We start from the raw sequence: 22,332 nt of genomic DNA on the forward strand, positions 1-22,332 counted from the left end.
TCCTCCACGATCGCTTCTCGATAACGTCCCGCGTCTACACGGTTTTGACTTCCTTGGAGTACGTTACAGTTCCGAAATCTCCGTATACATCAAGATAAATACCGTTCATATCGAAGATCTCTTTATCCTCTTCCAAATAAGCAAGAACCTTTCTCCGTAACGATGTATCCGGTTTCGCATCCTTCACTTCGGTTAATTCATTGAATACGAAATTCCATAGAAAACGCACCGAACCCGCTGTCGGATAGAGGTAGAACTGCTCTTGGAACCTGACAATATTGCTGGTAGCCGGTAACATTTCCTTGAGTTGAGGCGTAAACAGCCATGTATGACAGGCCATACCTTTATAGTTGACCTCCGGGAAATAAGTGGCATAAAATGCCTTGGCTTGTTGGTAAGTTTCTTTGATTTGTTCCATATCAAAAGACGTATCTCGCGGAATATGAATCTCAAGCAACGTATCATCTTTGTCCAGGACTTTCTCCCATTCACCCTTCTTAAGCTTCACAAGGTCGTTCAAACCTTTACCCTCAGGTGTAATGGGATTTCCGATGAAATAATCTTCCGTTTCTTCATATTCCGTCACAAAACCGCTTGTTTTCTCTTTATTGCACACGCCTTGCTTATCGCCATTTGCCCTTAACTCCATCCCTGCACTGGCTAAGTACAATAAACGGTCTTCTTTCGCATTGTAAAAACCTTTGACGATTCCAGAAAAATTGACTGCAATGAATTGCATACCACTGATCCTGAACATTCTAGCCTCTAGATGGCGCCAGATCCAACTGAAATTTCTAATAGCATAATGGCCGACTAGATTGTAAGCATTTTGAACCCATACACCGATATCCCGTAACGTTTCTACGAATAACTCTTCACTTAGTCCTCTTTCAGCATACTTCTGCTCGGCAAGAGGCAGTCGTTGAAGTGCTGCATGCAGATATAACAGGGAAGCCGAGTTTCCGAGAATTTCTTCCACATAAGCATCTATAGCCAAGGGTTCCCATACCGTTGTCCAATAGCCGCTTTCAATCGTATTTTTATAAAAATCCTTATAAATCCCCAACAGTTTGGGATCATTATGCAGGTGATCAACGATGTTCATCAAGATTTCGGTAGCACCTTCGGGCATCAATATTTTCCGGCAGTACTGCTCTGTTACCTCTTTATTTAATAACAATAATTCCATTTCTGTACTCCCCTTCAAATTAAACAATTGCTATCTAAACAATTATAACCGATTATCTTACGGATAGTAATTCCGTTCACAATTCACCGCCGCGTCTCCTCATTTGGCTACCCACTCGTCCAAACTCTTATTAGACTTCGCAGCTCATTTACGGTGTCGTTAATAAATAACTTCACAATGTCATCCGTGATATAACTGGGTACAATACAAGGTTCTTTTCCTTCATTTCTAAGATTCTGCATGATATGCTCACGGTATTGCGTAATTTCTATGGGAGTAAGTAGGTGAGGAACTGAATATACCCTTGCTAAAAGCAAGGAGTCGAATATCCTATTTGACCAACCTTCATTCCGATATAAATGATAATCAATTTGACAAACTTCTATGTTGTATCGACTTTTAATCGATTCCTTCTGTCCGTCTATCACAAGATTAACTTTCTCGACATAGTCATTCCAAACTGTCTCCGTCCATCTTAAATCAGCATACAGATGTGAGACATATCCAAGTATAAATTGATTATACTTGTGATCACCATGTGTATTATGTTGTTTACAAAAATCATGAAAAACTTGAAGATTAGGCATCGTGCCGTCATCCTCACACAAATGAGTTCTACCTTTGTCTTTCCTAGTGGAATTCGCCCTCATATGAATAGCATCCGGGGCGATGCTTCCCAACAAAAATTCTGGCGATGGTTCATGATCCCAACATTTTTCCGCAATACTAAAATGTACCATTGGCCAAGGCATGATTGACTACTCCACCTTTCAGGTTCATAACATTCCAGCAACATAATGACGCCAGAAAGTGGAAAATAGTTCATAGCCGCTTAGTTGGACTATTTTTCTTCCCCTCACAAACTCGGAATCTTAACAATTACCGTTGTCCCGTAACCAATCTCACTCTCGATCCCAACCCCATAACCTTCCCCAAACAGCAGTTGAATCCTGTTATTAATATTGGAAATCCCGATACTGTTGCCAACAAAGCTGTTTGCCACGCGTTCTGGAAAGGCCATATTCAGTTTCGCTTTCATCTTGTCGAGCTCATCTTTCTCTATCCCTTTTCCAGAATCCCAAATTTGGAAACAGACGTCGCCATTCTCATCGACATGACCACTCACACGAAGATGTCCCCCAGCGTCCATACTTTCAAGTCCGTGGTAGACGGAATTTTCAACGATGGGTTGCAAGATCATTTTAGGTGTTTTCATGGCCATAAGCTTGTCATCTACATCTATTTCCATGTCAAACTTGTTCTCATAGCGAATGGAGATAATTTTCAGATACGCTTGAATACACTGAATTTCTTCACTAATCATCACAAGCTCGTCTTTTTTAATGCTATATCGAAATATCTTAGACATGGATGACGTAATCAGCGCTATTTCTTTGCTGCCATATTCAAGTCCGATAGAGCTTATACAATTTAAAGTGTTATAGAGGAAATGCGGATTGATTTGACTTTGTAAGGCAGAGAATTCTGCCTGTTTTTTACTGAGTTCTGATTCATATAACCTTGCTTGTGTGTGGAAAATATTGCTAGTCATCTCTTCCATTTTATCAATCATGCTATTAATATCATAAGCCAACACGCCGACTTCATTGGTTGAACGTACTTTCACTCTGAAGCCTACATCAAGCTTGCCAATTTTCTTCATATCTGCAATCAGACCCATAACAGGCCGCGTTAGGTTATTCAAGAAAAAATACCCCAGAATAAGCATACTTACTATGATTCCAACTCCAGCTATGATACTAATGTTCTTAATGGCATGCATGTCCGTCGTCAGCTCTTGCACGGGGATAATACTGACTATACGCCAGCCATCTGCCTGCTCCAAATCTTTTTCCTGGACAATCACTTCTTCGTCATTAATCTTTGTTGTGACGCCATTCGTTAAACGGCTCCGATCAACAGGGAGGATATCCTCAAACAAAATACCGCGGAAATTAGCATTGTTGGATACGATAACCTCATTTTGGCTGTTTAAAATGTACAACGTAGAGTTAGGAGTTAATTCCGTATTCTCAACAAGCTCCTTCAACTTTTCTGTATTCACCATGATGGAACAATAGCCTGTCTTCTCGGAAAATTGAACCCCGCCAATCGCTTCAACTATGGGTGCTATGTAAAAGAAATATTCACTTCCTGTTTTTTCGTCTTTTAGGAGACTTGTAAACTGCCCTTTTTTTACAGACTCCAAATTATATTTATATGTACGGATAAACGCTTCGTATTGATTGGAATAAAAAATATCATTGTTCCCATTACTATGAACGCGTCGCCCATAATTATCATTAATCACAATGCCATTCACATAGGAATTAAAGGACCTCATATATTCCATCAGTTCAATGACATACGTACCGATATCGAAACTTCGCTTATAATCATCATCAACAATCGTAAACTCTTGTACTTTTTTATTATCAACAGCTATGTTCGTACTCACTTTTATATCATTAAAAACGGAATTTATCTTCTGACTTGTTTGTTCAATGATCTTATTGCCATAATTGGCAGCTCTGTTCTGCGTCAGATTATAGAAGCTATAATAGGAATAAAATTCCATTATTGTAAAAATAGTAACCGAAAATAAAAATATCAGTAAGATCTGATGTTTTAGTTTCAGCCTGCTAATCTGCAAATTCCCCACCCCAACCCTCAACTCTTTCTGAATTTCGTAGGTGTGATCCCACTTTGTTTCTTAAATACTTTGTTGAAATAATAATAATCCATGTAGCCTACTTTTGCTGCAATTTCATCAATGGACAATTCGGTCTGTTTCAGAAGTTCACAAGCTTTCTTAATTCGTAAATCAGTGACATATTCCGTAAAGGTTTTGCCCAGGTTTTTTTTGAACAGCTGACAGCAATAGACTTGATTAATTAAAAATTTCACGGATAAATCCTTCAAATACAACTCGCTCTGAAAGTTGTTATCGATATATTTCACCATTTGGGCAAAATAGGTGTTTCTATCCGCTTCATTCGCAGACTGATAATTCAGTTGTTTGATGTAAGTCAAGATGTCATGCAAGAAACTGCATAAGGACTCAAAGGATTCAAACCGCTCCTTCAATTCCGAGTAATTGAGGAAATCAAGCTCCATGTCTTGCAGCTCTTCATAATAACTGCCAACCAAGTTGCTGACCACCTGATTCCATAAATAAACAACTTCGCCCATCCCTAGCTGATTCTGATGAAAGAAAGCAATGAGCCTTTCCATGATGTCATCCATCTCTTCAAACTTTTTCTCTTGGATAATCGTAGAAATCCCATCTATATACGGCTTAACCAAATTAAGCTTCTGTTCATACTCATAAATACCATTCGCTTCTTTTATAAATACGATTGAGGCGGCAATATCTGCTTCTTTCATCAGTTTTGCCATATGATCATATTGATTGGACATGGAGCTAATGCCCACGGCTTGCAAATCTAAATCATTGAAACCGGTTGTATCCAAATGAACATCCAAAACTGTGGGATTGTCACTTTTGAGAATATAGAGCGTCTTCCTTGAGCCCAAATCCACTTCCAATGCAGGTTTAATAGGGAACGCCTCTCGGTTATGGTCATGCTTCTTCTCACCATTGGCATGCGTGATTACTACACGATAATAAGCGCTCGAAGACCCATTAAAAACTTGGGTTAAACGATTCAATTCACTTTTATCCGATGAGGTTAGCGCCTCTAAAATAAGATTATTTCTAACACTTCGCTTATTAGCAAAGTGCACGGCCAGCTTTTCTATTAATGGATCTGCCATCTCGATATCCAGTGGCTTGAGGCAATAATCCAGCGCTCCATATCGCAATGCCTCCTGTGCATAAGCAAACTCCGCGAAACCGCTTACAACAACAAAGTCTACATCCAATCCCATGTCTTTAGTCTTTTTCATCAGATCAAGACCTGAAATCTCAGGCATTCTAATGTCTGTAAACACCAGATCAGGACTCTCTTCACGGATATACGCAATCGCTTTATGAACACTTGTAAATTGCCCCGTAATTTCGAACCCGTATTTATGCCAGTTAAATGCATTCCGGATGCCTTTTATTGCCCAAGGTTCATCATCTACAATAATTACACGATGCATAAGTACCCCCTGTGTCAGCTTATTTAATCGTACTCAGAATTTTAACGCTTTGCTAGAAAGATAACAAGTGCTCGCTACTTGGCATTTCATGATAAGAGCCTATGGAAATAACGTTGTTATGTCCATAGGCTTTGTATGCGATAAAGCTCGATAAAACGAATGTACTACTTCTTATTTGCTTGCATAGCCTTGTAGATTTTCACATTCTCGTCCATTACTGCCTGCCCGCCTGCTGCCATATATTCGGCAACCAACTTGTCGTACAAAGCGTCGAATTCTGCAGGCTTACAGACGATTAACTTATCCGTCATTTGTTTGTTCATATCCCCAAGTGTTTTACCAAATTTAATATTGGATTCACTTGGCGTATCATAGAAGTAGCCTGTGTACGTATCTGTCGTATTGATTTTGTAAGACTGTTCTGCAACAGCTTCAAGGCCAGGAGCCGATGCAGCTAATGCTTTAATATTCTTCTGCTGATCACCAAGCTCAACACCGTTTACAACTAAGGTAAGATCCAGGTTCAGATAGCTGGTTTGCATATTGTCGCCTGTTTGATTAATCACTTGTGGAATACCATCAACCATTTTATGATTGACACCTTCAAGTCCGTATTGCAAGAAGAATAATACCTTAGGATCGGACATCCAGTTTAAATATTTAATCGCCAACTCGGCATTTTTGGAACTCTTAGGGATAAACACATTCACGCCATTTTCATTGTACGCAATTTTCTTGTATTTACCCTCGTAATTCTTGAACACATCAACAGGTATAAAGTTTGCATCAGGCACATTCGTTTTCAAAGGTACACTGATATTTTGACGTAATGGATAATCCCAGTTTGCACTGAAGAATCCGACTTTACCGTTAGTCACATCGGCATCCGCTTGCTTGGCTGTTTTATCTAATGCGAAATCAGGGCTGATTAACTTCTCATTATAAAGCTTATTAAGAAACTTTAGGGCATCCTTATTTCCTGGTTTTAACCAGTTCGGAGCTGTAACGAATTCTTCTTCTGTCTGTTTTCCCCAGTAAGATTCACTAAGATTGCCAGTGTTATAGTTAAACCCTGTTGCTGCCAATCCCCATGGAATAACACTATTCACGCCACCAGGATTTTTATCTCGAAACGCAATCAACGTATTATATAATTCGTCCTTTGTAGTCGGAACCGGCATCCCTAGTTTATCTAGCCAATCCTTTCTAATAAACATGCCACCCCATGCTAGCGAAGTTCTTTTGGCAGGGATCGCCATCTGTTTCCCATTAAATAGTCCGTAAGAAAGTACAGTTTTACCTAAATAATTCGTTAATTCCTTACCATGCTTAGCCAATAAATCATCTAATTGAAGGATACCATTCACTTTGGAATATCTCGAGATTGTCGGGCTGTCATAGGTAAATGAAATATCAGGTGCCTCATTAGCTGCCATCAATACATTCAGTTTATCAATTTCTTGTGACCTTGGAACCGGAACAAATTTAACAATGGCATTATTTTGCTTACCAAAATTATCATTGATGTACCTTGTCCACGTATTATTGTTGAGATCAGGTTGGCCTTGAATACCTCGGTCAAATATTTCAACGGTAAGTGTAGTGGGTGGTCCTGAAGGCTTCGCAGATGCCGTTTCTGTTGTAGTTGCCGCTGATGTTGCTTGGCTTTCATTTTTATTGCTGCTGCATCCCGCTAATCCACTCGTTAGGAGTGTTAAAACTGGCAAGATAACCATCATTTTTTTTATTTTCATCGTTCAACCTCACCTTTATCTCATAGTCATTTCGATTCGTGTTCACATCATGATCTAATCCTAGCCTAACGGTAACAGAATCACCACCTTTCATGTTCCTTATTTCTTAGCCCTTAATTGCTCCTGTCATGACACCTTCAACGAAATATTTCTGTAGCTTCGGGTATACAACCAAGATCGGCACTGTGGCGAACATCACGCTTGCAGCTTTTAATGATTCTGGCACAATATAGGCACCGACACTTCCTTCTCCTTGCTGGGTATCTAACTGTTGATTGGCCGTAATGATTTGATACAGCTTTAATTGCATCGGATACAAATTCTTATCGGTTATATAAAAGAGTGCATCCTGGAATCCGTTCCATCTGTCCACCGCATAAAAGAGACTTAACGTTGCGATAGACGGCAAGGAAAGTGGAAGAACAATTCGGAAAAGTATCCCTAATTCATTACAGCCATCTATGGATGCCGATTCTTCCAAACTTTCTGGGAGTGAGGAGAAGAATGTTTTGAGAATAATTAAGTTGAACACACTCATCGCACCAGGCAGAATTAAGCTCCAAATGGAATTCATCATGCCTAAATTTTTCACCAACAAATAACTTGGAATTAATCCACCGCTAAAGTACATCGTAATAACCAACAGGGATAGAAAAAAGCTTCTTCCCTTCAATCTTTTCTTTGTAAGCGGATACGCTGCACAGATGGTTAAAAACATACAAACGAGTGTGTATACAATGGTAAGCACAATGGAATACCCCAACGTATAGATCATCTCTACGTCACTTAAGATCGTTTTATAAGTTTCCAGCGTGAATTCTACCGGCCATAACGTCACCTTCTGTGAAGTAATCGCATTATTTGAACTCAAAGAAAGCGCAATCATATATAGAAATGGAACAAGACAGGTAATGGCTACAGCAATAATGAATACGATAATACCTATATCAACGAAATTTATTCTCTGCTTCCTAATCAACTAGCTCACACTCCCTACCAAATTCCCTGCTCACCAATTTTCTTGGCTATATAATTAGCTGCTAATAAAAATACTAATCCTACAACCGATTGAAACAATCCAACTGCGGTTGCCTGCGAGAAATCCCCAGATCCAATCCCGATCCGATAGACAAATGTACTAATAACATCCGAGTATTCACTGACCAAGGAATTCCCCATGACAAATGGCCGATCGAACCCAATGGAGAGCATTCTTCCAATTTGCAAAATCAGCAAAATAATAATGGTCGGCTTGATGCCAGGCAATGTAATATGCCATATTTTCCGAAGTCTACTGCACCCATCCATATCTGCTGCCTCATATAACTCTTTATTAATACCAATGATGGATGCTAAGTAGATGATGGTCCCCCATCCTGCACTTTGCCATACCCCAATCGCCAGATACATGATCAGCCAGTTGGTTTTCTGAGAAAGAAACTCAATATTGCCAATGCCAATACTAGATAAGACACTATTCGCCATCCCGCCTGAAGAAAACATCAGGTAGACCATTCCACCTATAATGACCCAGGATAAAAAGTGTGGTAAATATAGAATGGTTTGGGTTACTTTTTTAAACCTAACATGCCGAATTTCGTTTAACAAAATGGCTAGTATAATTGGTGCTGGGAAACCCGCGATCAGATCCAGAAAGTTTAGAACAAGCGTATTCTTAAGCGCACGGTAGAAACTATTTTGCTCGAAAATGAATTTGAAGACATCCAAGCCAACCCACTCGCTACCGCTAATTCCCTCAAAGATGTTATAGTCCTGAAAAGCCATCAGCACACCATAAATAGGCGCATATCTAAAAATGAGTAAATAAGCCATGGGCAACAGTAAGAGCACATATAGTAGAAAATCTCTTTTTAAATAATGTACGATACTGTTCTTCTTTCTTAGCTGGATGTTGTCTCCATACTTCCCTAAAACCGCTTTCAACTATATCATCCCTCCCACTACAAAGTTGTTTGCGCAAGTGCATTTGCGTTTCAAATTTGGATCACTTATGTAAAGAATTATACGCGCGTGGATTTTTAATAAAATGTATTAATTTAAATTGTTTTTGTAATAAATTAACTTTTACAATTTGCATACAAAGAAGTGACAAAAAAGCCCCCACCACGTTGATGATGAGAGCTGTTATATGCTACGGCGATATTTTACATTTTATGGATATTCCTTCGTTCAACGAACTGTCTCGGGCTGCAGCCGAAATGCCTTTTAAACAATTGATAAAACTGGGCAGGGCTTGTAAAACCCACTCTACCGCTTATTTCTGTTACTGACCATGTCTCTGTCAACAGAAGCTGTTCTGCTCGTTTCATTCTACGCATCTGCACATAGGACGTAAACGTCATCCCCATTCCCTTCTTAAACAGCTTGGCAAAATAACTGCTATTGTAATTCAACTTAGAGCTGATATCTGTAATTTGGCAAGGTGATTCCAACTGCTCCTCAATATAGGCTAGTGCTGGGCGCAACTTCAGGGCTAGTTGATGATCCATGGGTTCAATCATTTGCTCATCGTCAATTTGAATGAATAGGTATAGGAGCCTCTTCAAACTAGCATTAACGGCAAGCTCGTAGCCTCTCCCTTTAGCCGTAAAGTCTTGAAGCATCTCATGAAGGAGTTCATGCATGTGTTGAATGCTTAATGGATACTTCCTCAACGCGTCATTCAGCCCTGTTAAATTAGCTGATCTCCCGGTAAAAGCAGCGAGATACGACAGCAACGATGGGTCCATAAACGCAGACATATCGACATGGCAAACGATATACATCAGAGGAGAATGCCCGTATTTGTGGGACCGATGCAGTTCATTCGAGCCTAACATCACCACATCACCAGCTTGCAGCGTGTAGGATTGCTGTGTCGTCTCAATGATCATCATCCCCTCCAGCACCGTGATCCACTCTACTTCTTCATGGTAATGCCAGGGACCGTATTGCATGTTCGCTTGGGGTGGGTGACTGATGGTCCAAATTTTCATCCGAAAATTCGGATCTTCATAATCGACTTGTTCGTTATCATAAGCGGTCAAATTGATGGCCATTAGGTGATAGTCCTTTCTTTCGCGAAACTCCTACTAGTATATCACGAATGTCCGTTTTCAAGATAAATTAGCCCGCTATCAAGAGGCTTTTATCATTGTCTTACTTTAAAATAAAGAGAAAGGATCCGATGTTAAAGGAGCGATACTTCATGTACGAATATGACAACCTCACCACTAATCATGACCTTAATCTTCCTGCTTGGGGACCCTACACCAAACAATATATGGGCATCTCCCATATTAGTGATCCCGCGAGAGGATTACGATTTGACCTGAGTTTCATGCCAGGGTTCTATCGAAGAAAAATAGATATTCCAAGTGTTTTGTGGGAATCTGGCTATCATCCATGGGAAGCTACACCAGATTACAGCTTCTTCTCCCACCGCCATGAATTGGAGTGGAAAGATCGTGTCTACGCCGATATTTCGTTCAGTCGCATTGACGAGCAGAGCCGACTTATCCGAGCGGAACTTGTTAATCACACGGAGCATTCGCAAAATCTTGTGCTCCATTGGATGGCATCCCTGCAACCGCCTCGGCTTCCAGGTCATGGTGAAGTTCATGTTTATGCAGATGCGCAGCTCCCAGATGGCGCATCGTGGGTGGATGCGTTAGATTACAGCGAATTGACATTTGCAAAGCCGCGACCATCCGATGGATTAGTCTATGACGGATTTGCTCGTGGAGAGGTTCGTGGGCAGCATTACACCGGCGGATCTGCAATCGGATGCCAATTCGGAAGGGATATTGGTGACATGCTGCGCTATGAGGTTCATGTCCCGACTCCCTTACAAGAGGGTGTGTTTCTTCTGCGCTATCAAGCAGCGCATGGCGGAGAGCTTGAAATTGGGCTAGGAGAGCAGACACACCGACTTCACTTAGAGCCATCCAACACATTGATCGTTGCAGAGCTTCCTGTGGGGATCCTTTCTGCAGGCAAGATCAGGCTTAGCATGCACAACACGGTAGGTTCAAGTCCCATGATTATTGACGGATTCACGTTACTGGAGGGCAGCGCATGCCAAGATGTCGCTTTCATCGATCGTCCATGGCAGATTGAACCTGACATACTACCAGGTCCTGTTCCAGGAAGCCTTATACTACGATATCCTGACAGTCCCTGCTATTATGGCCTCCTATGGAATTATTCAGATGTCCAGATTCGGCAAATTCGACATGATGAGTTGGACCGCTTTGCCCGCCATACCGTGCATAACCATGTCGATGATATATTGCAAGGTAATGGAAAAGGGCATTACACCAATGTCTTTATGCGTCCTATTCATCTACATCCTGATTCAACCACGATCCTTTATGGCATGGTTTACTCAGGTACTTATGAAGAAGTGCTGGGCTCTTTATCCAACTTCACATTAGATTATGAGAAGTGCGAGTCTATCTATCATGCTGAGCGAACTAAGTTAAACCCACCACCTTCCTACCCATCGGGGAATCGCTATGCGTTCAGCCAGCAGCTCATGCGTGCTACCTTGCTAACGAATACCGTGTATCCCGTTTATACGAAACGAACCTATATAAGGCACAGCACGCCTGGCCGTTGGTGGGATTCGCTGTATACGTGGGATTCCGGGTTTATCGGACTCGGCTTCTCCGATATCGACACTCGGCGAGCGATCGATTGCTTGAATGCGTATATGACGGAGCCTGGCGACCCTCAAGCCGCTTTCATTCATCACGGCAGCCCTGTACCTGTGCAGCATTATCTGTTCCAAGAGTTGTGGAATCACGGACAGTCTGCTGACTTTCTGCAACATTTTTACCCGCGTTTGCGGCAATATTACTTGTTCTTCGCAGGAAAGACCAGCAGTACAACGACCAACACACTCCGTACAGGACTACTCAAAACATGGGATTATTTCTATAATTCCGGAGGTTGGGACGACTATCCACCACAGAAATACGTGCATGAACAGCATTTGGGAGCTACGGTTGCTCCCATCATTACAACAAGCCAGGCGATTCGAATCGCCAAGACATTGAAGATGGCCGCAGCCATGTCTGAGGAATGGCATAGGGATATTCGAGAATACGAGGAGGATATTCAGCTATGGAGCGAAGCATTGGAAGCCCATTCTTGGGATGAAAATGCCGGTTACTACGGCTATGTTGTCCATAATGAGCAGGGCGAGTCAGTGGGCCTTCTGCATCATGCCTCTGGCGCCAATTACAACATGGGGATGGATGGGCTCTACCCACTGGTTGCTGGTGTCTGCGATAGCGAACGTGCTGACCGTTTAGTTACATCACTGTTCAATGAATCCCGCTTCTGGACATCCATTGGCTTATCAACCGTTGACCAAAGCGCTCCTTACTATCGCGCGGATGGTTATTGGAACGGTGCGGTTTGGATGTCGCATCAGTGGTTTTTCTGGAAAACCATGCTCGACTTGGGCTTCCATGACCATGCTTTCCGCATAGCCAATACAGCGCTAGAACTATGGAAACGCGAGACCGAGGCTACCTACAATTGTTACGAGCATTTTATCGTACAGACAGGACGTGGCGCAGGATGGCATCATTTTGGCGGATTATCGGCCCCTGTCATCAACTGGTTTGCTTCCTATTATCAGCTAGGCAAAGTAACAACTGGCTTCAATGTATGGATGCTGCAACAAAACTTCGATGAAGCATTCACGGAATACCACGCAGAATTTCACTATGTCGGGGAAGCTGAACAAGCATTTGTCATGCTGGTCAATCTCGCCGAAGGAATAGCGTATAAGGTTGTTGGCACGGATTGTAATGTACACATCTCGGATCAAACTAGCGGTGGATTAGCGTTGATAATAACTGACTGCTCACCTCGTGCGGCGATCTCCATTCAACCTATTGAATAATCATAGACAGGTATGCGGGGAATCTGGTTACAGGTTCTCCGTTTTATCTTTTTTTCCACATAAAAACCTCATGGTAAGATTTCGCTAAAATAATGCTCAATCTTATGATTATCCTTTATAATTAGAGACTTCCTCTCATCCTTGTGGAACATCTCCAGAATCTTCGGTTTGCTTTTCCTTTCAAAACCGTTTCAAATCCCTTCCATGGGCTTATAAATGAACTTCATCAATTTAAGCATTCATTTGTACAAATTTCGCAATGAAAACGATTTCGTTTTCCCCCAAAATAAAGAAGAGATCCATATCGAGGCGTATTGAAGGAGTTCCGTCCCCATGACCAATCCGAAGAAGTTAGGTTTGTTTGCTATTACATGGCCTTTATTTATTGAATCGTCACTTCTCGTGTTTATGCGAACCTCTGATACGTTCATCGTCAGTCATGTATCGGATCAAGCTGTTGCCGCGGTTGGCGTTAGCAATCAACTGATTATTTTTTTATTTTTGTTACTCCAAGTCATATCAACTGGTTCAGCTATCGTCATCTCGCAATATCTGGGTGCCAATAAAACCAAAGATGTCAAAAAATTTGCCGCTGGCGCCATCTCGCTCAATTGCATATTCGGCTTCTTCATAAGCGTTTGTATTGTTTGCTTCAGCAAACAACTGCTACAGCCCTTCGGGTTGGAACCAGAAACCTTGGAACAAGCGCGTATATTCTTATCCATCGTTGGAAGTGCCCTATTTATTCAAGCTATTAATCTGACCATCGCCGCCATAACGCAAGTGCACGGTTATACCAGATACACAATGGCGGTTAGCTTGGGAATCAACATTGTCAATTTGACAGGCAGCATTTTATTTATTTTTGGCCCATTCGGTTTTCCAAAGCTCGGCGTCCCTGGTGTCGCCATATCGGCCGTATTCAGCCAATTGCTCGGACTGGTTATTTATAGCCTAATTTTAACCAAGATCGTTCGATTGAACTTATCTTTTAGCGACTTTTACAAAGCGAGATTTGCAGAAATAAAAAAGATATTAACCATCGGTATTCCCACTGCCGGGAGCCAGCTTATTTATTCGATCAGTCAATTGATGACGACATATTTCATTACACAGCTAGGCGCAGAGATGCTTTCCACACGGATCTATACGCAAAATATTATGACATTCATCATGGTACTGGCCATTTCGCTTGGGCGCGGCACACAAATTATCATTGGTCGATTGGTTGGTGCAGGTGAAAAAGAAGAAGCCTATCGGCAATTATTCCGTAGTTTACTACTTAGTTTATTTCTTTCACTCGCCGCGGTTACGTTAACCGTATTGTTCAGAAAATCGTTAATTGGCTTATTCACGGACAACGTCGAAATCATCGCATTAGGTGCCTTTTTATTGACCTACGGTTTCCTCTTAGAGCCTGTCCGATGTTTAAATATTGTGATTGGAGAAGCTCTCCGCGCTACGGGTGACGCGAGATTTATTCTCTTAATCGGCTCATGTGTCATGCTGGGGCTGTGCGTTCCGCTAACTTATTGGGTAGGTGTCCATCTGGGATACGGATTGGTAGGAATGTGGTGCGTGTTCATCATGGACGAAGGAGTCCGAGGGCTGCTACTATTATTGCGTTGGCGCAGCAGAGCATGGGAGAAGAAAGTGTTGGTAAGTAGGGAGGAAATGGCTTAGTTAGGACATTCCTCTCTCGATTAATCTTTATGAGGCTGCCGTTACTTACACGGCAGTCTCGTTTTGTTTGCTTTTTAGTAAAAACTGTGCGTTGGCGCAAGAACAGCTACGATTTCTTTTTTCTGGATAAAGTGACGGTTATCTTTGCTTTCTAAATTTATGTACCACTATAATCAATTCAATTGAGCAATAAGCCACTGTTAGAATACCAATAAAAGATAAAATATAGAGTATGCCTCTAACTGTAATATAAGCGATCGGTAGGCTATCAAAGAGACTTTGTATGGTATGAAGTGAGATCGAATTATTTAAACATATGAGAATTACACCAGCCAAAACGCCATAAAGCAAATTTTTGTGTTGATCCATTTTCCACATAAACCCCTTTTTATACAATTAATTACAACTTCTTCTTTGTTCGCTGTTTTGTTTCCATAATCCTCCTTGTGTCCAGTGAAAATAAATTTCTAGACTGAAAGACTTGATCTAACAGGGTTTTGGGGATATAACATCGTCAGATTTCGAAAATGAGTATTAGACTGACTATAAAAAGAAACAGCGGCAGACTAAGACTTAAAAAATAAAGTCTTAGACTGCCGCTGTATTTGTTCAACTAACGTTCCTCGTTAGTTGAATCCCGAAAAGTTAAATTCTTCGGTTAACCAATGATTGTTTTTATTTGTTGTATTATTTCTGAGATATTATTGGGATCTTTTATTTCAAATAGATAATTAGCTTCGTCTTTACTAGGTGGTTTTTCTACCGAATTTTCTTGCCTTTCCAACACTTCTAGAAAACTCGAAGCAACTCTAAAAATAGATTTACTTCTTTGCGTAGCTTCCACTCGTGCTCTAAGTATTTCAGTAGATAAATTAAAGTAAACAATTATACTTTCAAATCCCTTTTCATGAAAATATCTGAGTACATTCGTTCGTCCTGACCTATTTAGATTTGAATTGCTTAATATGATGTGAAAATTACTTTGCACTGCAGCATACTCAACTATCGCATTTGTAATAGAGAATTTTAGCGTGTTAGGTCCTTCTATAGGGCGAAGTTTCTTATAATGACTATTAATAAATTCAGCATGATTATCCTGATCAATGATAACAGCTCGTTGTAAGACAGTTTCCAATTCTTTAGCAAAGGTTGTTTTTCCACTATGCGTTTTTCCAACTGTCATAATGACTAGGCGGTTCATATAAGTAATCACTCCTTCATGTTTTAGGTCATATTTTCAGAAAAGATGAAACTTTAGAAAGTTCATAACTTACTCAATCCCGGAATTTATTCGTGAAACAATTGAAATATCCTGCCAGTTAACGGGGTGAAGGGCTGCACTCAGCAGCCCTTTGCTGTTTTTACTATTGTTCGCCGTTAGTTCGGCTGCCTTATTTGTATTGTTGTCAAATACTATAACAGTCATTACATTTATTCCGTCCATGTATTCGGCTTCATCGGTGATCCTGGCGTAGAATATAAAAGATAGCAAGGATTACCTACAGGAGCCCAATAACTGTAATCTCTGATATATATAGTACTAATTACTTTGAGATTATTACCTAGTTCAATATCTGGTGGTGTTAACAAGCACTCTTCGACTTTAGATATAAAGGTATTTATTGCATTTGTTAATGCTGCACTTATCGATCCAGCAAAGGCTCCCCATGCAGTGAGTATTATTGTTGCCATAAAAGCCTTTTCAGCTGCTTTTAATGCTAAGTCAATACATTTTTTTATCCAGTCTTTGATTATTTTTTTTGCATCTAACTCGACATCTTTTGGATAACAAATCCTTAGCAGAACATCCTGCGAAGTTGAATGACCTAAAATTGGCATATTGTTAAGGAGTTGATACTCCATACATCTGTAATTTTCCTGAGGTATACATGCCTTAAAATGCTTTTTAATTTCATTTAATTGTTGACCAGCGGATTTTACACCTTGTGTAATTTCATGCCACTTCTCCGTCCCTTCTTCCACCCAATGCCCACCCATGGCTTTCGCTTTTTCCTCCCAGCTTTTCATATCCGGTTTAGGGGTGTTTGGCGTTGGGATATTTGGCGTCGGGATGTGTGGCGTTGGGATATTTGGAGTTGGGATATTTGGCGTCGGGATGTGTGGCGTTGGGATGTGTGGCATTGGGATGTGTGGCGTTGGGATGTGTGGCGTTGGGATGTGTGGCGTTGGGATGTGTGGCGTTGGAATGTGTGGCGTTGGGATGTGTGGCGTTGGAATGTGTGGCGTTGGGATGTGTGGCGTTGGAATGTGTGGCGTTGGGATGTGTGGCGTTGGGATATTTGGCGTCGGCGCTGGACTTTGTGGTGGCATTGAAATTTTTGGCATCGGCGCTGGACTTTGCGGTGGTATTGGAATGTTTGGGGTTGGTATGTTTGGGATTGGGATGTTTGGGGTTGGGATGTTTGGCGTTGGGATGTTAGTTTTTGGAACCTTAAAACTTCTAAATTGCTGGTTTGTACCTATCCTTACTTTACCATACTCTTCAATTGGGTCTAAACTAAATGGTACAGTTGGAGAAGGAATGTGTACGTATGGGAAAAACGGGACATCTAGATATGCATGGTATGGTGTATAGGAAGATATTGAATGTTGAGGAGAATGGAAATATGGAGTAATGCGTTGATATGGATCATGTATTAAAGGAATATAAGACATATATGGATTTATATCGTGAAAGATATGTGTGCTCAATTGAGGTTTATGGTTTCTAGAAAGTTGAACATGATTAAATTCTGTGAGCATTTCCATATCGGATTCAGCCGATGGATAACTGGCACTCCCCCACGGAGTTAAAAAAAACTGATAAAACAAATTCATTTAAATAACCTCCAAAATCTTAGTTAGTAAACTTAAGCATCATATTCGCCTATATAAGAATTGGAATTTTGTCCTCATTGTCATTTCTATTTTCCGGATATTATTTCCCCACGCAATAATTCGAGAGATTTATTAAAGAAAATTTGCTAAGATCGAAACTAGAATAGTACGTGAAACAGTGGGTAACGGTATCCGATGAAAATAAAGTTGTAGACTGGAATTGTTAATCCTATGAGGATTCCTCAATCACTAAGGCTCAGAATAAAAAGCATTGGACTAACAGCGGCGGACTAAGACTTAAAAAATAAAGCTTTAGACTGCCGCTGTATTTGTTCAACTAACGTTCACCGTAAGTTTAGTAAACGTACTTGGAAAAAAGCCCCCAGTAGGCATAATCATAGGTCTTTGGTTGCTGAATAAGGTGCTTAGAGCGTTTGATCCAGTCATTTAGTTTAACCGATTTAGCTGTCACTTCCATTTTTTCTAATAACACAGATAGCCTTGCTGTTTCTTTAATTTCTCCTGACTTAACGATATCTCCTGTGAAAACGTAGAGGCTGCTAAGAAAAAATGAAATGTGATATTCATTGCAGTTCTCGTCGTCAATAAATCAACAGATCATCGGTATATTTTCAAAACTATTTACAGCCAACTCCCAATCTTGATCTGGAATCTTCTCATCACTGTATGCCCATGCTCTTATTTCTTCCGGAGTAGGATTCCAGGCATGTTGTGCGTCTCTAAAAATAATCTCCATCCCCTTTCATTTTCCTTATTACCATAATTGGTTATTGTTCATTGCGATACTTGGACAGGCAAAGGAATATGTCGGCAAGCTGGTTTATTATTGAGCTATAGTGTCCCTTTAGCTCAATCAAATTTTCGTTTACGAAAGGCTATAATCTCGCTCGTACGATAATTTTGTTTCCTCAATCGTTGGAATATCTATGATTTCAACATTTTCTATATTCAATCCCAAAAATTCTTTTGCAATTATTCTCACGCTTTTCTTAATGTGCTTAACGTCTCGACCATATATCAATATAGACTGGTTTATACCAAACTATATTCGTAGGAGCATAATGAGGGACTTGACGAGAAACATCCTCTAAGTCTCTTGGGTATACGTAATGGAAATGGATATCTTCGTCAACATTTAATACTTTCAATATCATTACACTATTCTTTTTCATCACCAATAATATCCATATCGTATTTTAAAAGATTAATTAGACCTGTCACTGTTGTAAGTTCAAAATAACCTAAGAATTTTATTTGATCTTGATCAGAATAAAGCGTAATTTCATCATTCCGACTCTTGTTGCAGAAACCATAAACCCTATACCAAAATAACCAATGAATAAACAAGCCCCTTTGGCATCGAATTAGCAAATTATAAGTAATAATTAAACTTAATATTATCACTAAGGGGAAACCTTTTAGGTGGGATAAAACGAACATAATGAAACTATCCTGCCTATAACGCGGAATGGCAGCCGATCATTTATAGCCGGCTGCCGCGATTCCTTTATTCATCTAACGTTCCTTCGATAGCTTAATCGATTTTCTGATTCTTTTTAAATAAATATCGAATACCTTTTCCAGCCATTAATTCGTCAGTATAGCGAGGAATTACATGTAAATGTGAATGAAAAATATGTTGTCCTCCCACATGACCACAATTCCATCCAACATTGTAGCCATCTGGCTTGTAATTTTGATCCAAATACAGTTTTACTTCTTGTAGTAACTGAAATGTTTCATTCCATTCATCTTGAGTTAAGTCAAAAACAGTTTCCCTATGTTCTTTAGGGACAATTATACCAGCCCCTTTAATCTCTTGTTCTTCAAGTAAAGTATAAGTGCAAATTTCATTGCTCATTATGACTTCATGACTGTTATCATCGGAAATATTGCAATATGGACAATTAAGCAAACTCCACACCTCACAGAAAATGCTGCTGATCCTGATTTTTATTTTCTTTTCTTCAACGTAAAGCTCTTAATGATTGTGACGGCAGCTTTTTTCACTCAACTATCGTTCTACATCCCTCAATCACCTTCAATAATATTTGTAGCCAAGCGTACGTCCTTCTCTCTCTGCTCAGCTTGCAATTTCTTGGCCATAGCAGCGATGCCCTCATATGGAGAATCACCGAATCTCAATTTCATTTCTTTAATAAAAGCTTGAACGCAAATTGGTTATTCATTAGTCAAGACTAATAACTTTATCAAAGCAGTATGAATCTTTGTCAAAGCCATTATGCTCATAGAATGCATGGGCCTTGGTTCGCTTCATCCCGGTACATAGAATAATGCTGGCTATTCCTCTGTCTTTCGCATAGTTTTCTGTGAATCGTAGCAGTTTAGTGCCTACCCCATGACGCTGATAATCACTATGAACAGCAAGACCGGTAATATGCAGATAACCATTCTCAGACCCTACAGCTAATGCATGAACGATAGATATGAAACCAACTATATGATTTTCAATTACGGCTACAAACGTTTTGTAATTGCCCGCTTTGCTCATCTGTTCTATCGTAACGCGGAAGTTCTCAATCGTAACAGTACGAACGCCAAGTACATCGTTCCATAAGAAAATAACTTTAGAAAAATCGTTTGTTTCAATTTCTCGTATCTTTATTTCCATGCCCTGCCCCCCGCAAAATGAAGTTTTCATGAGCAATGGAATTCGACAACTGATGAAGCAATCCTGCACGCTAACGTAATAAAGGCTGCCTTGAGGCAGCCGTTCAACTATCGTTCTGCGTTAGAGCAATGACAGGATTAGCCTAGATCATAAGTGGTATGTCCACAATCAATAATTTTCCATTGTATTCTAACGAAATCACGCCTGATTTTCTTTTTTTCATTTCTAAATATTGAAACCCAGTTTTTATCACGTGGGAAAATTATTTTAAATTTTGGTTCTGTAAAAAATGCGAAATATATAGGTTGACTGTACGCATCACGCCAACCAACGCAAAATGAATTTTTCGAAAGTGCGTTTTGTCCCGTCTATCTCATTACAGAAAGCTACCCAATTTTTCCTACATTCTATAAAACTTATTGTTTGTGTTTGCTCATTACTATCAATATAGCTGATTCCATCATGAGTAATATCTAGTAGTTGGCGGTAATGAATTTCCATCAAACACACCTCATCTTACCTGTTACAATGTTTCGTATTGAAGTAAACTCCGATACTTCAACATTAACGGTTAACTCAGAAATCACTAACCTTACGTCATTTAGTCATTCAATTATTATTATTTCCATCTCTTCTAGTTGATCGTCGTTATATCCGCTTAAACTATCTGAAGACACCCATTCATAATTAGTTAACCCAATTCTTTGTGCAATTAGATATGAAGGTGGGTTTTCATAGTTTATCTTGCTATCTCTAAATTCAAAAATTTGTTCCAAATCACCTATGAAATTTCCCTGCTCTAAAATCAAGTTTTCTAAATACTCGAGATTAAATAAATCTTTTTCTATTACCAGACCTTCTCCTGCCCAGTCTGCTTTATAATCAAATACGAGCTCAGCTTTATTATAGATTTTTAATGACCACATATGGTCTTCAAAATAAACATAATGAATTAATATACTTGGATTACTTTCACTTAATATATCATTGGTGTGTCTCCCTCTATGATCAACAACAAAGGAAATCCATCCATTTTTTTCACCGAAAATATACCCTGTCATTTCAGAGTCTCGTAAAAGTGTCACTACTTTTGATTGATCCAAAGTCTTTAAATGATAACTTTCACTAAATTCACTCATATAACGTTTGCCTCCTGATGGTTTTATGTTAATAATTTATTGTTTTACTAGTTACGGGGAAAAGGCAGCCGGTTGATGTTGGCTGCCTGGTTATAGTCGGTATTAAGCTATAGTTCGACGTTAGCGTAAAGTTCTGTTTCAATGTTCTTTTGAGAAAAATCATACCATACCACACCTTTTTTTCTATCTTCTACATTACTGTAAGAATTATATGATTCTTTAGTAACTGGTTTATTCTTTATAAAGTATGTATCGGTATATTTTCTATTACCATCAAAGTTTGTATCTCGATACCCCAATATATCTGTTTCAGAAGTATCTGAATTGAATCGTAGTTTCCCATACCCATTGTTCGATGCACTATTTACCCAACTAAACGTCCCATCTGTTTTAAGTTCCCTTAAACCTCTGTAAACTTGAGTGTATCCATAGACTGAACCTTTCATATAATGAAGGACTTCATAAAACATTGGATATTCGTCTGGTGCTAACTCCAAAACCACTTCAGGTATTTTGTCATCATCCATGTCAAGTATTGTAAAGTGAGAAACTTTAAAAGCAGCTCCATATTGAGTTAACAAATCACTCAAGTATACTGTTTTCTTGTCATCTGTGCTAACAAAAGTATTCTTATTTTGTAAAATTTCTTTGAAAGATTCTAATCCCGAATATTCCTTATTTCCTCCAGATGGAATCTCAGGTAAAGGTGAAATCGATGGGGAAGGTGAGATGCTATATTGTTCCTTTGATTGCTCACGCTTCGACTGCTCACTCAAACTTGAGGTTAGAGTTGGAGATGGTGTTGCCGTTGTTGTTGTTGATGGCGTCGGTATTGTAACTATCGGAGAAGCAAGGGAAACTTCATCGTTTTTAGAAGCTATTGAGGGACTCGGTACCTTTGTTGATGTCGGATTAACATTTTTATTTTGGGTGCATCCCGTAAAAGTTACAACTATAAGAAACGTACAAAATATCATCTGAAATTTGTGCATACAGACCCCTATTTTTTATCCTTTTCTTCCAACTATACCCTATTTATAAAACGTTGTAAT

At 39.8% G+C, this 22,332-nt stretch carries 19 protein-coding genes; 2 read left to right on the forward strand and 17 right to left on the reverse strand.

Translation table 11 applies throughout. The annotated features are described in order from the left end of the window. Positions 1–34: 34 nt before the first annotated feature. From AC58PV_RS00305 to AC58PV_RS00340, 8 genes are all read right to left on the reverse strand, one after another. Complete coding sequence (locus AC58PV_RS00305; protein WP_497430297.1) at positions 35–1,189, reverse strand: acyltransferase domain-containing protein; 1,155 nt, start codon at positions 1,187–1,189, stop codon at positions 35–37. 107 nt (positions 1,190–1,296) lie between these two features. Further along, positions 1,297–1,941: a zinc dependent phospholipase C family protein gene (locus tag AC58PV_RS00310; RefSeq protein ID WP_497430298.1), complete on the reverse strand. Its 645-nt coding sequence runs from the start codon at positions 1,939–1,941 to the stop codon at positions 1,297–1,299. Positions 1,942–2,045: 104 nt separating this feature from the next. Then, a complete protein-coding gene (locus AC58PV_RS00315; RefSeq protein ID WP_497430299.1) occupies positions 2,046–3,647 on the reverse strand; it encodes a sensor histidine kinase in 1,602 nt (533 codons plus the stop codon). 212 nt (positions 3,648–3,859) lie between these two features. Further along, a complete protein-coding gene (locus tag AC58PV_RS00320; protein ID WP_497430300.1) occupies positions 3,860–5,296 on the reverse strand; it encodes a response regulator transcription factor in 1,437 nt (478 codons plus the stop codon). 164 nt (positions 5,297–5,460) lie between these two features. Next, the gene (locus AC58PV_RS00325; RefSeq protein WP_497430301.1) at positions 5,461–7,050 is read right to left on the reverse strand and encodes an extracellular solute-binding protein; all 1,590 of its coding nucleotides are present in this window, start codon (positions 7,048–7,050) and stop codon (positions 5,461–5,463) included. A gap of 106 nt (positions 7,051–7,156) precedes the next feature. Continuing rightward, positions 7,157–8,026, reverse strand: coding sequence for a carbohydrate ABC transporter permease (locus AC58PV_RS00330; RefSeq protein WP_497430922.1), 870 nt, complete (start codon positions 8,024–8,026; stop codon positions 7,157–7,159). 17 nt (positions 8,027–8,043) lie between these two features. Further along, positions 8,044–8,994, reverse strand: coding sequence for an ABC transporter permease (locus AC58PV_RS00335; RefSeq protein ID WP_497430302.1), 951 nt, complete (start codon positions 8,992–8,994; stop codon positions 8,044–8,046). A gap of 221 nt (positions 8,995–9,215) precedes the next feature. Continuing rightward, entirely contained in the window at positions 9,216–10,109 is an 894-nt protein-coding gene (locus tag AC58PV_RS00340; RefSeq protein WP_497430303.1) for an AraC family transcriptional regulator, read from the reverse strand. A 149-nt stretch (positions 10,110–10,258) separates the two neighbouring features. Between AC58PV_RS00340 and AC58PV_RS00345 the strand changes: the two genes are divergently transcribed. Together AC58PV_RS00345 and AC58PV_RS00350 are read left to right on the forward strand one after the other, a co-directional pair. After that, positions 10,259–12,967 carry an MGH1-like glycoside hydrolase domain-containing protein gene (locus AC58PV_RS00345; RefSeq protein WP_497430304.1) on the forward strand — a complete coding sequence of 903 codons (2,709 nt, stop codon included), beginning with the start codon at positions 10,259–10,261 and terminating at the stop codon, positions 12,965–12,967. A gap of 333 nt (positions 12,968–13,300) precedes the next feature. After that, a complete protein-coding gene (locus AC58PV_RS00350; RefSeq protein ID WP_497430305.1) occupies positions 13,301–14,650 on the forward strand; it encodes an MATE family efflux transporter in 1,350 nt (449 codons plus the stop codon). A 658-nt stretch (positions 14,651–15,308) separates the two neighbouring features. On the opposite strand, the gene AC58PV_RS00355 is transcribed toward AC58PV_RS00350, so the two are convergent. The 9 genes from AC58PV_RS00355 to AC58PV_RS00395 all read right to left on the reverse strand — a co-directional run bounded on the left by AC58PV_RS00355 (position 15,309) and on the right by AC58PV_RS00395 (position 22,272). Continuing rightward, on the reverse strand, positions 15,309–15,851 hold the full coding sequence (locus tag AC58PV_RS00355) for an ATP-binding protein (RefSeq protein ID WP_497430306.1): 543 nt from the start codon (positions 15,849–15,851) through the stop codon (positions 15,309–15,311). 69 nt (positions 15,852–15,920) lie between these two features. Next, positions 15,921–16,076, reverse strand: a complete 156-nt coding sequence (locus AC58PV_RS00360) for a hypothetical protein (protein WP_497430307.1) — start codon at positions 16,074–16,076, stop codon at positions 15,921–15,923. A 5-nt stretch (positions 16,077–16,081) separates the two neighbouring features. Beyond that, positions 16,082–17,488, reverse strand: a complete 1,407-nt coding sequence (locus AC58PV_RS00365; protein WP_497430308.1) for a hypothetical protein — start codon at positions 17,486–17,488, stop codon at positions 16,082–16,084. A gap of 610 nt (positions 17,489–18,098) precedes the next feature. Further along, positions 18,099–18,245 carry a hypothetical protein gene (locus AC58PV_RS00370; RefSeq protein WP_497430309.1) on the reverse strand — a complete coding sequence of 49 codons (147 nt, stop codon included), beginning with the start codon at positions 18,243–18,245 and terminating at the stop codon, positions 18,099–18,101. Between the two features lie 798 nt (positions 18,246–19,043). After that, on the reverse strand, positions 19,044–19,433 hold the full coding sequence (locus AC58PV_RS00375; protein WP_497430310.1) for an HIT family protein: 390 nt from the start codon (positions 19,431–19,433) through the stop codon (positions 19,044–19,046). Positions 19,434–19,697: 264 nt separating this feature from the next. Beyond that, entirely contained in the window at positions 19,698–20,141 is a 444-nt protein-coding gene (locus AC58PV_RS00380) for a GNAT family N-acetyltransferase (protein WP_497430311.1), read from the reverse strand. A 318-nt stretch (positions 20,142–20,459) separates the two neighbouring features. Next, positions 20,460–20,642, reverse strand: coding sequence for a hypothetical protein (locus AC58PV_RS00385; RefSeq protein WP_497430312.1), 183 nt, complete (start codon positions 20,640–20,642; stop codon positions 20,460–20,462). Between the two features lie 104 nt (positions 20,643–20,746). After that, positions 20,747–21,280, reverse strand: a complete 534-nt coding sequence (locus AC58PV_RS00390; protein WP_497430313.1) for a hypothetical protein — start codon at positions 21,278–21,280, stop codon at positions 20,747–20,749. A gap of 107 nt (positions 21,281–21,387) precedes the next feature. Further along, positions 21,388–22,272: a hypothetical protein gene (locus tag AC58PV_RS00395; RefSeq protein ID WP_497430314.1), complete on the reverse strand. Its 885-nt coding sequence runs from the start codon at positions 22,270–22,272 to the stop codon at positions 21,388–21,390. Positions 22,273–22,332 lie beyond the last annotated feature (60 nt).

The organism is Paenibacillus sp. J22FR83, from assembly GCF_059691955.1.